At 72.5% G+C, this 14,101-nt stretch carries 11 protein-coding genes; 7 read left to right on the forward strand and 4 right to left on the reverse strand.

The features are described from left to right. Positions 1 to 272: 272 nt before the first annotated feature. On the reverse strand, positions 273 to 1,004 hold the full coding sequence (locus HDA32_RS24200; protein ID WP_312863312.1) for a response regulator: 732 nt from the start codon (positions 1,002 to 1,004) through the stop codon (positions 273 to 275). Positions 1,005 to 1,047: 43 nt separating this feature from the next. Next, positions 1,048 to 2,253 carry an ATP-binding protein gene (locus HDA32_RS24205; protein WP_179645373.1) on the reverse strand — a complete coding sequence of 402 codons (1,206 nt, stop codon included), beginning with the start codon at positions 2,251 to 2,253 and terminating at the stop codon, positions 1,048 to 1,050. Between the two features lie 193 nt (positions 2,254 to 2,446). Here HDA32_RS24205 and HDA32_RS24210 point away from each other — a divergent pair, with 193 nt between their 5' ends. The 6 genes from HDA32_RS24210 to HDA32_RS24235 all read left to right on the forward strand — a co-directional run bounded on the left by HDA32_RS24210 (position 2,447) and on the right by HDA32_RS24235 (position 9,106). Next, on the forward strand, positions 2,447 to 3,904 hold the full coding sequence (locus HDA32_RS24210) for a PspC domain-containing protein (protein WP_179645374.1): 1,458 nt from the start codon (positions 2,447 to 2,449) through the stop codon (positions 3,902 to 3,904). Beyond that, on the forward strand, positions 3,891 to 4,085 hold the full coding sequence (locus tag HDA32_RS24215; RefSeq protein ID WP_179645375.1) for a hypothetical protein: 195 nt from the start codon (positions 3,891 to 3,893) through the stop codon (positions 4,083 to 4,085). The genes HDA32_RS24210 and HDA32_RS24215 overlap by 14 nt, the downstream gene beginning before the upstream one ends. 205 nt (positions 4,086 to 4,290) lie before the next feature. Continuing rightward, positions 4,291 to 4,863 carry a (2Fe-2S)-binding protein gene (locus HDA32_RS24220; protein ID WP_179645376.1) on the forward strand — a complete coding sequence of 191 codons (573 nt, stop codon included), beginning with the start codon at positions 4,291 to 4,293 and terminating at the stop codon, positions 4,861 to 4,863. Beyond that, positions 4,860 to 7,319, forward strand: a complete 2,460-nt coding sequence (locus HDA32_RS24225) for a xanthine dehydrogenase family protein molybdopterin-binding subunit (RefSeq protein ID WP_179645377.1) — start codon at positions 4,860 to 4,862, stop codon at positions 7,317 to 7,319. The genes HDA32_RS24220 and HDA32_RS24225 overlap by 4 nt, the downstream gene beginning before the upstream one ends. Then, the gene (locus tag HDA32_RS24230) at positions 7,316 to 8,167 is read left to right on the forward strand and encodes an FAD binding domain-containing protein (RefSeq protein ID WP_179645378.1); all 852 of its coding nucleotides are present in this window, start codon (positions 7,316 to 7,318) and stop codon (positions 8,165 to 8,167) included. The genes HDA32_RS24225 and HDA32_RS24230 overlap by 4 nt, the downstream gene beginning before the upstream one ends. 144 nt (positions 8,168 to 8,311) lie before the next feature. Further along, positions 8,312 to 9,106: an SRPBCC family protein gene (locus tag HDA32_RS24235; protein ID WP_179645379.1), complete on the forward strand. Its 795-nt coding sequence runs from the start codon at positions 8,312 to 8,314 to the stop codon at positions 9,104 to 9,106. A 92-nt stretch (positions 9,107 to 9,198) separates the two neighbouring features. Here the strand turns inward: HDA32_RS24235 and guaA are convergent, their stop codons facing one another. Beyond that, complete coding sequence (gene guaA / locus HDA32_RS24240) at positions 9,199 to 10,785, reverse strand: glutamine-hydrolyzing GMP synthase (protein ID WP_179645380.1); 1,587 nt, start codon at positions 10,783 to 10,785, stop codon at positions 9,199 to 9,201. 192 nt (positions 10,786 to 10,977) lie between these two features. Further along, complete coding sequence (locus HDA32_RS24245; protein ID WP_179645381.1) at positions 10,978 to 12,552, reverse strand: succinic semialdehyde dehydrogenase; 1,575 nt, start codon at positions 12,550 to 12,552, stop codon at positions 10,978 to 10,980. A 241-nt stretch (positions 12,553 to 12,793) separates the two neighbouring features. On the opposite strand from HDA32_RS24245, the gene HDA32_RS24250 reads away from it, so the two are divergent. After that, positions 12,794 to 14,068, forward strand: a complete 1,275-nt coding sequence (locus HDA32_RS24250; protein WP_179645382.1) for an FAD-dependent oxidoreductase — start codon at positions 12,794 to 12,796, stop codon at positions 14,066 to 14,068. Positions 14,069 to 14,101: the final 33 nt, after the last annotated feature.

Raw genomic sequence — 14,101 nt, forward strand, 5'->3', positions numbered from 1 at the left:
CTCAGCCATAAGGGCTCGCGGAGAACGGGCGGCCCGCCGTGTGGCCGAAGGCCCGTGTCCCCGGGGCGCCCGGCTCCGCGCGAAACACATCGGACGTCCTGCACTCCAGGCCGAAACCCCGGTGTCGGCCCGCACCCAAGGCAACAGCTCCGCTTCGCGCACGGGTGCGGCGTTCGCCTCAACGGGCCTGCGGCCGCACGAGAGAACCGCACCCGCACGAACCCCCTCCAGGGCGGGCCTTCAAAACCCCCTCGGGCGAGTGTCGTGCTCTACTACACCAGCTTGCGCGCCGTCGCCCAGCGGCTCAGTTCGTGGCGGTTGGAGAGCTGGAGCTTGCGCAGCACCGACGAGACGTGGGTCTCCACCGTCTTCACCGAGATGAAGAGCTCCTTGGCCACTTCCTTGTAGGCGTAGCCGCGGGCGATCAGGCGCAGGACCTCGCGTTCGCGCTGGGTGAGGCGGTCGAGCTCGGGATCCATCGGCGGGGCGTCGGTGGCGGCGAACGCGTCCAGGACGAATCCGGCCAGGCGCGGGGAGAACACGGCGTCGCCGTCGGCGACCCGGACGATGGCGTCGGCGAGCTCCTTGCCCGAGATGGTCTTGGTGACGTAGCCGCGCGCACCGCCGCGGACCACGCCGATCACGTCCTCTGCGGCGTCGGACACCGACAGCGCGAGGAACCGGATCTCCGAGTGCCTGGCGAGCACCCGCCGCAGCACCTCGACGCCGCCGCCACCGGGCAGGTGGACGTCGAGCAGGACGAGGTCGGGCTGCTGCTCGCCGATCACGTGCACCGCGCTGTCGACGTCACCGGCCTCGCCGACGACCTCGACCGCGTCGCCGAGTTCGCCGCGCACGCCGCTGCGGAACAGCCGGTGGTCGTCCACGATCACGACGCGGGGCACGCCGCCGTCGCCGAACCCGACCGCGGCGCCGCCTTCGCGCACGTTCACAGCGTCACTGTCAGATGTACTGTCGTCTGCCACGCCTTGGACCTTACCCACGGAGCGGCGGACTGTGGTGCGGCTGCCCGACCCCGGCCACATTTCACACCGCCGTGCTGCGGGGCATGCGCAACTGCACCTCGGTTCCTTCTCCCGGCGCGGTGCGGATGCGGGCGCCGCCGCCGTGGCGCTGCATCCGGCCGATGATGGAGCCGCGCACGCCCATGCGGTCGGCCGGCACCGAATCGAGGTCGAAGCCCGCGCCCCGGTCGCGGATGAAGACGAGCACCTCCTCCGGCTCGACCTCGCCGAACACCGAGACGCTGTCCACGTCCGCGTACTTGGAGGCGTTGACCATGGCCTCGCGGGCGGCCTGGAGCGCGGCGCGGATCCCGTCGTCGATCGGGCAGTCGCCGACGCACACGACCTCGATCGGCACGCCATGGGCCTCCTCGACCTCCGCCGCGACCCGCTCCAGCGCCGGGGTCACGGTGGTCTCGGCGTCGGCGGGCCGCTTGTAGAGCCAACTGCGCAGCGCCCGTTCCTGCACGCGGGCGAGCCGCTGCACCTCGCGCGAGTCCTCGGCGCGCCGCTGGATCAGGGTGAGGGTGTGCAGCACGGAGTCGTGGATGTGCGCGGCGAGTTCGGCGCGCTCCTGGTTGCGGATGCGCTCCCTGCGTTCCCGGTCGCGCTCGCGGACCAGGCCGATGATCCACGGTGCGGCGATCAGCGCGATGCCCGCGAGCATCGTCAGGGCGAAGGTGAGGCCGGCGCGGGCCTCGTGCATCTGCTGCTGGAACGCGAGGAAGCCCAGGACGCCGGTGACGACGAGCAGCACGCCCGCACCCGTGCGGACCCAGCTCTTGCGGCTGCGGAAGGCGGTGCTGCTCACCCACTGGTCGCGCTGGGCGGGGTTGGCCTGCTGCCACAGGATGGCCGCGCCGAGCGTGCCGAAGACGAGGAACCACAGCAGCGGGTCGAAGACGCCGCCGAAGAGCAGGAACAGCACGCCCAGGCCGGCGGCGAGCGCCAGGTAGGCGAGCAGTTGGCTGATGTCGCGGCCCTTCCTGCGCGCGTCGCCGCCGTCGCCGACACCGTCGTCCTCGGTCTCGGGACGGACCGGGACGAAGAAGGCCAGCACCAGGTAGACGGCGATGCCGATGCCGCCGATGGCCAGGGCGAGCAGCGCCAGGCGGGTGACCACCGGGTCGATGCCCAGGTGCCGCGCCAGGCCGGAGCCGACCCCGGCGAGCAGCCTGTCGCCGCGCCCGCGGTACAGCCGCGGCGCCTCAGTCGCCGTCTCCGCCACGAAAACGCCCTCGCCTTCCTCCGCTCACACATCCAGCATGCCGCGCTCGCGCGCGCCGCCGCATCAGGGGGCGTCCCCGTCTTCCCCGAAAACGGGGTCAGGGTGTGCTCAGGGTGCTCCCGGATGGGAAACGGCACGCGCGAGGAGCGACGATGGACGGTGTGAGCACGAAGGGAAGTCGCGGTGAGCGGCCATGAGCGAGGAGCGCGAACCGGTTCACGGTGATCCGGAGCGGGGGGAGCCCGCGCCTGAGCCGTCCTCGGCGTCCCCGCCCGCGGGCGCCGCCGAGGAGCATGAGGAACGGGAAGAGCGGGAGCTGCGCAAGAACGACGCGGCCGGCGTGGTCACGGGGGTGTGCGCCGGTCTCGGCGACCACACGCGCATCGACCCGGTCGTGTGGCGCGCGACGTTCGCGATGACCGCGCTCGCCGGCGGCACCGGGCTCTGGCTCTACATCGCCGCGTGGATGATGATGCGCGACTCCCGGGGCGGCCCGGCGATGATCGAGCAGTTGCTGAACCGCCGGCTGGCGGCCAGGGCCGTGCTGACGCTGCTGGCCGTGGGGCTGGCCGCGGCGACCGCGCTGAGCCTGGTCGGCGGGTTCAGTTGGGGGACGCTGGTGCTGGCGACCCCGCTGATCCTCGGCGCGCTCACCGCCCACAACCGCGGGGTGGACCTGCAGCAGACGGCGCGCGACCTCCCCGGTTGGCTGAAGTCCAAGGAGCCCGCGCCGACGGCGCCGGCCCCCGAACCGGCCCCGGCGTACTACAACCCGGCGCAGCCATGGGCCGCCGCGCCGAGCGGGCCGATCGACCTCGCCGTGGTCGCGGGGCGGGCGCGGGGTCGGGCCGGAGGCGAGGACGGCGACGACGGGAACGGGGACGGGGGCGACGGGGAGCCGACCGCGCGCGGCGCCGTGGATCTCTCGCGCGCGGCCGGGCCGGAGACGCCGAAGTCCAGCGGGCCGTGCCGCAGGAGGCACGGCCGACTGCTGATCGTCCACGTGTTCTGGATGCTTCTCGCCGCCACCGGCATCGCCTTCGGCCTCACCGGCGGCTTTTCGCTGTCGACCCTGGTGGGACCGGAGATCGGCCCCGTCTACCTGGGGAGCGTCGTCGTGATCATCGGACTGGCCCTGGTCGCGGGCGCGTGGATCGGCGACCCGCGCGGGCTGATCGCCGTCGGCACACTCGCGACGCTGCTGCTGGTGGCCGCCGCCACCGTCGACCTGACGGCCCTGCGCTTCGGTGACACGACGTGGCGCCCGGCCACCGTCGTCGAGGCCGAGCAGCGCTACGAGCTCACCGGCGGCGCGGCCGCACTCGACCTCACCCGGCTGCCGCTGGAGCCGGGGCAGCGGGTCAACGTCAACGCCGACGTGCGTTTCGGTTGGACCGAGGTGCTGGTGCCCGACACGGCGCGGGTCGTCTTCCACGGGACGGCGGCGTTCGGTGAGATCCGGGTGGCCGACACAGCACGGGCCGGCACGCGGCTGGACGTGCGGGAGACGCTGGAGCCGGTCGGGTCCGACGCCGGCGCGGAAAGGGAACCCGCTGGGGAAAAGAGTGAATTGTCCGAGAATCCGCCCACTCTTATCGTCAGTTTGGCGTCCTACGGCGGCGATATGGAGGTGCGGCGTGTCTCGTCGTAAAACCGACTGGGGCTCCCTGATCGCGGGACTGCTCTTCGTGCTCCTCGGTGTCGTGTTCGTGGTCAGCGGCACGGGCGATTGGGGATTCGACGCCGTGTGGATCCTGCCGGTGCTCGCCATCGGCCTGGGGATCGCGGGCGTGGCCCGCGCGCTCGCCCGGTCCGGGGACCGGCAGCCGTAGGGCCTTCGCGCGCGGTGGCGCGCGGGCGGGAGGGCGCCCCGCCCGCGCGCCTTCGCGCGCGCAATGGCGGCACAAAAAGTTCCCCAGCTCCGGATGAAAACAATTTTCGTTTAAAGCAGACCTGGTTATCCGGCAGGTCGATCATTTACGTTGGCCGTACCTCTGCGGAAGTTCTGAGGCCACTGCTTCGGGAGGTCATGGCCCTATGCCACATATCCGCGTGACCGTCGACGGCGTGCGCTACGACGACCAGGTCGAAGCCCGCCAACTACTCACCCACTACCTGCGCGAACGGCTGGGCAAGGTCGGCACCCCCATCGGGTGCGACACGTCCAACTGCGGCGCGTGCACCGTCCTGATGGACGGGCTGTCCGCGAAGAGCTGCTCGGTCCTGGCCGCCCAGGCCGACGGGCACGACGTCACCACGGTCGAGGGGCTCGCCTCCGACGGCGAGTGGCACCCCGTCCAGCGCTCCTTCCACGAGAACCACGCCCTGCAATGCGGCTACTGCACGCCCGGGATGATCATTGCGACGATCGACCTGCTCCGGGAGAACCCCGACCCCTCCGACGAGGAGATCAGGGAGGGACTCGAAGGCAACCTGTGCCGGTGCACCGGCTACGCCAACATCGTCCGCGCCGTGCGCGACGCCGCGGCGCAGATGCGGGCCAGCGGCACCGCACCGCGTTTCGTGTCCGAGCCGGGGACCGGGGTGCCGCGGCAGGCGGCCGGCGAGGGCGAACCGCTGCGGCCCGCCGCGCGAGGAGGTGCGGCATGACGATGACACCCGACGCCCCGCAGTTGGGGCAGGCGCGGCTCCGCAAGGAGGACGCCCGGCTGATCACCGGCCAGACCACCTGGACCGACAACATCCAGCAGGTCGGAACGCTGCACGTGGCGTTCCTGCGCAGCCCGTTCGCGCACGCCCGGATCACGAACGTCGACGTCTCCGCCGCACGCGAGCAGCCCGGCGTGGTCGCAGCCTTCACCGGGGCCGACTTCGCCGGCGAGCAGGGCAGCCTGCCGTGCGCGTGGCCGGTCACCGACGACATCGTGGTCCCCGACCACCCGCCCATGGCGGTGGAGGAGGTCCGCTACGTCGGCGAGGCCGTGGCCTGCGTGGTGGCGCGCGACGCCTACGCCGCGGCCGACGCCCTGGAGGCGATCGAGGTCGACTTCGACCCGATGCCCGTGGTGCTGGACATGGAGGAGGCCGTCGCCGAGGGCGCCGACCTGGTGCACGCCTCCGCGGGCACGAACAAGTCGTTCACCTGGCCGTTCTCGGCGGGCGACGTCGAGGGGGCGTTCTCCGGCGCCGACGTCGTGGTGACCCGCCGCTACCGGCAGCAGCGGCTGATCCCCGCCGCGATGGAGCCGCGCGCGGTGGTGTGCCGCCCCGACGGCGACGCGTTCACCCTGTGGTCGGCCACCCAGATCCCGCACGTGCTGCGGGTGATGCTGGCGATGACGACCGGCATCCCCGAGCACAAGCTACGGGTCATCGCCCCCGACGTCGGCGGCGGGTTCGGGTCGAAGCTGCAGGTGACGGCCGAGGAGGTCCTCGCGCTGCTGCTCGCCAAGCGGCTGGGCAAGCCGGTGAAGTGGACGGAGTCGCGCTCCGAGGGATTCCAGACCACGCACCACGGCCGCGACCAGATCCAGGACGTCTCGATCGCCGCCGACTCCGACGGCCGGATCCGGGGCCTGAAGGTCGACCTGCTGGCCGACATGGGCGCCTACCTGATGCTGGTGACCCCGGGCGTGCCGATCCTGGGCGCGTTCATGTTCCCGGCGATCTACAAGATGGACGCCTACTCCTTCAGCTGCACCGGGGTCTTCACGACCAAGACGCCGACGGACGCCTACCGGGGCGCCGGCCGCCCCGAGGCCACCTACGCGATCGAGCGGATCATGACCGAGCTCGCCCACGAGCTGAACATGGATCCGATGGAGCTGCGGCGGCGCAACTGGATCGCCCGTGAGGAGTTCCCCTACACCACCATCGCCGGGCTCACCTACGACTCCGGCGACTACGAGGCGGCCACCGACCGCGCCATGGAGCTGTTCGGCTACGACGGCCTGCGCGCCGAGCAGCGGGCCCGCCGCGACCGCGGCGACACCGTCCAGTTGGGCATCGGCATCTCCACGTTCACGGAGATGTGCGGGCTGGCACCGTCGCGGGTGCTGGGCTCGCTGTCCTACGGCGCCGGGGGGTGGGAGCACGCCTCGGTGCGGATGCTGCCCACCGGCAAGGTCGAGGTGGTCACCGGCTCGACCCCGCACGGGCAGGGCCACGAGACCGCGTGGAGCCAGATCGTCGCCGACCGGCTGGGCGTGCCGTTCGAGGACGTCCAGGTCCTGCACGGCGACACCCAGGTCGCGCCCAAGGGCATGGACACCTACGGCTCGCGCTCGCTCGTGGTGGGCGGCACCGCGGTGGTGGAGGCGTGCGACAGGGTGGTCGACAAGGCCCGCCGGATCGCCGCGCACATGCTGGAGGCGGCAGAGGGCGACATGGAGTTCTCCGGGGGCGCGTTCACCGTGCGCGGCACCTCGCAGCCCGCCGCGACGATCCAGGAGGTCGCGCTGGCGGCGTTCGCGGCGCACTCGCTGCCCGACGGCGTGGAGCCGTCGCTGGACGCCGACTCCACGTTCGACCCGGAGAACTTCTCCTACCCGCACGGCACCCACCTGTGCGCGGTCGAGGTCGACACCGCCACCGGCGCCGTGCGGATCAGGTCCTACGTGGCCGTCGACGACGTCGGCGCGGTGGTCAACCCGCTGATCGTGGAGGGCCAGGTGCACGGGGGGCTGGCGCAGGGGATCGCCCAGGCGCTGTACGAGGAGGCCGTCCACGACGCCGACGGCAACCTGGTCACCTCCACGATGGCCGACTACCTGCTGCCGTCGGCGGCGGACCTGCCCGACTTCACGACCGACCGGACCGAGACGCCGGCGACCACGAACCCGCTGGGTGTCAAGGGCGTGGGCGAGGCCGGCACGATCGCGTCCACGCCGGCCGTGGTCAACGCGGTCGTCGACGCGCTGCGGCCGTTCGGCGTGCACGACGTGCGGATGCCGTGCACGCCGGAGCGGGTGTGGCGGGCCCTGTCCGAGGCCGGCTCCGGCGGCGGCGCGGTCGCCGGGTCGCCGACCAGCCTGCCCGCGGATTCGCGGGCGAGCGCGCCGCCCGGGGCTTCGGCCTACGACGAGGACGAGGGAGGTGCGCAGTGATTCCTCCGCGCTTCGAGTACGTGAAGCCGGGCGACGTCACCGAGGCGGTCCGGGTGCTGGGCGAGAGCGAAGAGGCCAAGGTGCTGGCCGGCGGGCAGAGCCTGATGCCGCTGCTGCGCTTCCGGCTGGCCTATCCCGACGTCGTGGTGGACCTGGGCGGCCTGGACGAGCTGCGCGGCATCCGCGACGAGGGCCCGTCCCTGTGGATCGGGGCGATGACGACCCACTACGAGGTGGTGCGCGACCCGCTGGTCGAGGCGCACTGCGCGCTCCTGGCGCAGGCCACGGGCACGGTGGCCGACCCGGCGGTGCGGCACCGCGGCACGCTCGGCGGGTCCCTGTCGCACGCCGACCCGGCCGGCGACCTGCCGGCGGTCGCGCTCACCCTGGACGCCGAGTTCCTGGTGACCGGGCCCGGCGGGCAGCGCTCGATCCCGGCCGCCGAGTTCTTCGTGGACTACCTGACCACCGCGCTGGAGCCCGACGACGTGCTCACGGCGGTGCGGATTCCGAAGTGGGACGGCTGGTCGTTCCACTACGAGAAGTTCACCCGCACCGCTCAGTCGTGGGCCATCGTGGGCGTCGCGGCGGCGGTCCGGCGCGGTGACGGCGAGATCGCCGAGGCGCGGGTGGGGCTGACCAACATGGGCAGCACGCCCGTGCGGGCCCACGGCGTGGAGTCGGCGATGGCGGGCGTACCGGCGCAGGCCGAAGCGCTGCACGACGCTTCGGCCGGGGCCGACGCCGAGACCGAGCCGCCCAGCGACGTCAACGGGCAGGCCGACTACCGCCGCCACCTGGCCCGGGTGCTGACTGGGCGGGCCCTGGCCAAGGCCGCGGGGGTCTGATCCGCATCGGTGCACGTGGGCGTCCCGGAAACGGGGCGCCCACGATTTTCCTGTTGGCGCCGGGTCGGCCCGGGCAGGTTCGGACGAGACCGGACGAGACCGGACGAGACCGGACGAGACCGGACGAGAGAGGTGACGCAAGCGATGAGCACGCGACTGAACAACGAGTTCACGGTTCCCGTCCCGGTGGAGCGGGCGTGGGCGGTGCTACTGGACGTCGAGCGGATCGCCCCGTGCATGCCGGGCGCGACGCTGGACTCGGTGGAGGGGGACACGTTCACCGGCCGGGTCAAGGTCAAGGTCGGCCCGATCACCGTGACCTACCGCGGTGAGGCCCGCTTCACCGGCAAGGACGAGGCGGCCCGCGTCGTCGGCATCACGGCGAACGGCAAGGAGGCGCGCGGGACCGGCACCGCGTCGGCCGACGTCACGGCCACCCTGCGGGAGGAGGGCTCGGCCACCCGGGTGACGGTGCAGACCGACCTCAACGTCACGGGGCGCGTGGCGCAGTTCGGGCGCGGCGTGATGGCCGACGTCAGCGCGAAGCTGGTCGACAAATTCGCCGCGAACCTCGCCGCCGAACTGGAGCGCGACACCGCCGAAGGCGGCGCGGGAGCCGCGGAGAGCGGCGAGGAGGCCGCGAAGGGCGGCGAGGGGAGTGAGGCCGGAGCCGTGGAGGCGGCCGAGGCCGTGCCCGTCGCGCAGGACGCGCAGGCCCCCGGCCCGGTTCCCACTCCTCGCCCCGCGCCCGGCCCCCCGCCCGTGGCGCCGCGGTCCCCCGCGGCCGGCCACCGCGAGGACGGCGAATCCCTCGATCTCCTCGACATCGCCGGCGGCCCCGCCCTCAAGCGCGCCCTCCCGGCGATCGCCTTCGCCGCGGCCCTCCTGCTCCTGCTCAGGCAGATCCTGAAGCACCGAAGGAAGGGGCGGAGGGGCTGACAGCGGAAGTAGAGCGCTCAGATCATCATCGACCAGGCGGCGCGGGCGCGTGCGTGGCGGTCAAGGCCGTCCGTCGGCGGTACGCCGCCGGCCTACTCCCACTCGATGGTGCCCGGGGGCTTGCTGGTGACGTCCAGGGTGACCCGGTTGATCTCGCGGACCTCGTTGGTGATGCGGTTGGAGATCGTGGCGAGCACGTCGTAGGGCACGCGCGACCAGTCGGCGGTCATCGCGTCCTCGCTGCTGACCGGGCGCAGCACGACCGGGTGGCCGTAGGTGCGGCCGTCGCCCTGCACGCCCACGGACCGGACGTCGGCGAGCAGCACCACCGGGCACTGCCAGATGTCGCGGTCCAGCCCGGCGCGCGACAGCTCCTCGCGGGCGATCGCGTCGGCCTCGCGCAGCACGTCCAGGCGCTCGCGGGTCACCTCGCCGATGATGCGGATCCCCAGGCCGGGGCCTGGGAACGGCTGGCGCCACACCATCTCGGCCGGCAGCCCGAGCTCCTCGCCGACCCGGCGCACCTCGTCCTTGAACAGCTCGCGCAGCGGTTCGACCAGCGTGAACTGGAGGTCCTCGGGGAGCCCTCCGACGTTGTGGTGGGACTTGATGTTGGCGGTGCCGGTGCCGCCGCCGGACTCGACGACGTCGGGGTAGAGCGTGCCCTGGACCAGGAACTCCACCTCTTCGCCGGTGGCCCCGCCCTCCTCGACGACCTCGCGGGCGGCCCGCTCGAAGACCCGGATGAACTCCCGGCCGATGATCTTGCGCTTCTCCTCGGGGTCGGAGACCCCGGCCAGCGCCGCCAGGAAGCGGTCCTGGGCGTCGACGACCTTCAGCGCCGCGCCCGTGGCGGCCACGAAATCCTTCTCGACCTGCTCGGCCTCGCCCTTGCGCAGCAGCCCGTGATCGACGAAGACGCAGGTGAGCTGGTCGCCGATGGCGCGCTGGACCAGGGCCCCGGCCACGGCGGAGTCGACGCCGCCGCTCAGGCCGCAGACGGCCCGCTTGGCGCCGACCTCGGCGCGGATCCGCTCGACCTGCTCGTCGACGATGTTGACCATCGTCCAGGTGGGACGGCACCCGGCGCCCTCGTAGAGGAAGTGCCGCAGGACGGCCTGGCCGTGCTCGCTGTGCAGCACCTCGGGGTGGAACTGCACGCCGAACAGCCCGCGCTCGGGGTCCTCGACGGCGGCGACGGGGGTGCCGTCGGTGCTGCCGACGACCCGGAAGCCCGCGGGGGCCTCCGACACCGAGTCGCCGTGCGACATCCACACCGCCTGGGCGGTCGGCAGCCCCTTGAACAGGACGGCGTCGTCGGCGACGTCGATCCGGGTGCGGCCGAACTCCGACAGGCCGGTCTTGGCGACGGTGCCGCCGAGGTTCTGCACCATGGCCTGGAAGCCGTAGCAGATGCCGAACGTGGGCACGCCGGTCTCGAACAGGCCGGTCGGGGCCTGCGGAGCGCCGTCGGCGTAGACCGAGGAGGGGCCGCCGGACAGGATGATGGCCTTGGGGTTCTTGGCGAGCATCTCCTCGACCGGCATGGTCGAGGGCACGATCTCACTGTAGACGTGGCACTCGCGCACCCGCCGCGCGATCAGCTGCGCGTACTGCGCACCGAAGTCGACGACGAGGACGGTGTCGAACGTGCTGTCGGCAGCACCGGCAACGGACACGTAACGGCCTTCCAGCAGGTGGGTACGGGTTGGCCTCCAGTCTAGAACCTCCGGGTCGACGGCCTCGCACGTCCGGTCGGCGACCCGCTCACAGCCGACCCGGCGCGCCGATGCCCCGGAGCGCGCGGGCGCGGGGGGCGCGGGGGCGCCTCCCGCTCCTCGCCGGATGCGGGAGGGGGCGGAGAGCCCCGGTCAGCGGATGCGGAACCGCTTCATCAGCCTGGCTCCGAGCGTCATGGTCCTGGCGAGGGTCTCGCCGTCCATACCGGGCGGGCCGCCCAGGCCGACGTAGTGCTGGCTGGCGACGGTCTGGGCCTCGGTGTAGCGCAGCAGCCCCTCGGCGCCGTGCCGACGGCCCAGCCCGGAGCGCTTCATGCCGCCCATGGGGGCGCCGTAGCTGGCCCACGCCGCGCCGTAGCCCTCGTTGATGTTGACCGTTCCGGCCCGGACCCGCTCGGCGAGCCGCCGCCCGCGGTTGACGTCGCGGGTCCAGATGCTGGCGTTGAGCCCGTAGTCGGTGGCGTTGGCGCGCTCGACGGCCTCGTTCTCGTCGCTGAAGCGGTAGAGCGAGACGACCGGGCCGAACGTCTCGTCGGCGCACGCCCGCATCGTGGGCTCGACGTCGGCCAGCACGGTCGGCTCGTAGAACAGCGGACCGATCTCGGGGCGGGGGCGGCCGCCGGCCACGACGGTGGCGCCCTTCTGCCGCGCGTCGTCGACGTGCGCGCTCACCCGGTCGAGCTGGCGCTGGTAGGTGAGCGAGCCCATGTCCGCGCTGAAGTCGAGGGCGGAGTTGAGCTCCATGTCGCGCACCGCGGCGGCGAACTTCTCGGTGAACGCGTCGTACACCGCATCGTGCACGTACACCCGCTCCATGGAGATGCACAGCTGCCCTGCGTTGCTGAAGCAGGCGCGCACCGCGCCCTCGACGGTGCGGTCGAGGTCGGCGTCCTCGCAGACGATCATCGGGTTCTTGCCGCCGAGTTCGGCGGAGCAGCCGATCAGCCGCCCGGCCGCCCGCTGCGCGATCTTCGCGCCGACGGCCGAGGAGCCGGTGAACGCGACATAGTCGGCGCCGTCGATGAGCGGATCGCCGATCTCCGCGGGTTCGCCGAGCACCGGCAGCCACAGCCCTTCGGGAAGCCCGGCCTCCACGGCCACGTCGATGGCCCACAGCGCGCTCAGCGCGGTCTGGGTGTCGGGCTTGGCGACGACGGCGTTGCCCGCGAGCAGCGCGGGGACCGCGTCGCCGACCGGCAGTGCGATCGGGTAGTTCCACGGGGTGATGACGGTGACGGCGCCCTTGGGCTGGTGGTGGGCGTAGGTGCGGGTGGCGCCGGGCACCGCGCCGATGCTGCGCCTGCGCCGGAGCAGCCGGGGGGCCTGGCGGGCGTAGTAGAGCGTGCCGGCCGCGGCGTCGTAGACCTCTTCGAAGGCGTGCCGGCGGGCCTTGCCGGTCTCCCACTGGATGATGTCGAGGATCTCGCTCTGCCGGTCGAGGACGATGTCGTGGAAGCGCAGGAACGGCGCGACGCGGTCGCGCGGGGACATCGCGGCCCACGAGCGCTGCGCCTCGCGTGCGCGCTCGAACGCCTCGGCGACGTCGGAGGCCGAGCTGACGGGGAGTTCCGCGAGTGGCTTGCCGGTGAACGGCGCCGTCGTCGTGGTGGTGTCCCCCGACGCGCTCACGACGTGCCGGGTCAGCCGGCTGACCAGCGTGGGGGCGAGCGTCTTGGTTTCGGCGTGGCTACTCGTGGCGTTACCCATGCGGGCAGCTTAGAGTGACGCACCCCACTTTGGCTACCCACGAGTAACCGCATTTCCCTCGAAGGTCCGGCCGCCCCACCCCTTCGGCGGATCCGTCCCCACCTGGCCCTGCGTGCGGACTGTGACGTATCAGACACCGCTGCGGCCGGCCGGTTCACACCATTCCCTGGACACGGGGGCGGGCACGAGGTTGTATTTCATTAGATGATGAATTAGTCGCCGCAGCCACAGGAGAATCGCAATGACGCGAACCGAGACCACCACCTGTGCCATCTCCGGCGGCGGGCCCGCCGGGATCATGCTCGGCCTGCTGCTCGCCCGGGCCGGGGTCGAGGTCGTCGTGCTGGAGAAGCACGGCGACTTCCTGCGCGACTTCCGCGGCGACACCGTCCACCCCTCGACACTGCAGATCCTCGACGAACTGGGCCTGATCGACGAGCTGGAGCGCATCCCGCACCGCAACATCGACCGGCTCGCCATCGGCGCCGGCGAGCAGGCCATCGTCAACGCCGACCTGGCCCACCTGCCGGGCCGGTACCGGCACATCGCGATGATCCCGCAGTGGGACTTCCTGACCCTGCTCACCGACCACGCCGACCACTACCCCAACTTCACGCTGCGCATGAACGCCGAGGCCCTCGGCCCGATCGAGCAGGACGGCGCCGTCCGCGGGATCCGCTACCGCGACGCCGACGGCGAGCACGAACTGCGCGCCGTGCTGACCGTCGCGGCCGACGGGCGGCACTCGACGCTGCGCGAGGCCGCCGGGATGGTCCCCGCCGACCTGGGCGCGCCCATGGACGCGCTGTGGCTGCGGGTCTCCCGCGCGGACGAGGACCCCGAAGGGCTCAACGGCCGGATCGGAACGGGCGCGATGGCCGCGGCCATCGACCGCGGCTCCTACTGGCAGATCGCCTACCTCATCCCCAAGGGCGGCATCGACGAGGTCCGCGCCGCCGGGCTGGAGCGGTTCCGGCAGAACCTGCGCGACGTGCTCCCCTTCCTGGGCGAACGGGTGAGCGAGGTCGACGACTGGGAGAAGGTGGCGTTCCTCAAGATCGGGCTGAACCGGCTGACCAGTTGGCACCGGCCGGGCCTGCTCGCCATCGGCGACGCCGCGCACACGATGACGCCCGTCGGCGGCGTCGGCATCAACCTCGCGGTGCAGGACGCGGTGGCGACGGCCAACCTGCTGGCCGACCCGCTGTACCGGGCCCAGGCCGACCCCGGGCGGTTCACCAAGACCCTGAACCCCCGCCTGCCCGCCCGCGTGCAGCGGCGGCGCTGGATCCCGACCGTGGGCACCCAGGCGGTGCAGCGGATCGTGCAGAAGCAGGTCATCAGCCGCGCCCTGGGATCGGATCCGTCGCTGCCGCCGCTGATCTCCATGGTGGCCGGGACTCCGGCGTGGTCGCACGTGATCGCCCGGATCATGATGCACGGCATCCTTCCCGAGCACGTGCGCACCCCGGAACGCCCGGCGAGGTCGGCCGAGCCGACAGCGCCGGTCGGCTAGAGGGGGCCGAGGTCACAGAGGCGGCCGACACGC

The sequence above is a fragment of the Spinactinospora alkalitolerans genome (genome assembly GCF_013408795.1).
Lineage (GTDB): Bacteria > Actinomycetota > Actinomycetes > Streptosporangiales > Streptosporangiaceae > Spinactinospora > Spinactinospora alkalitolerans.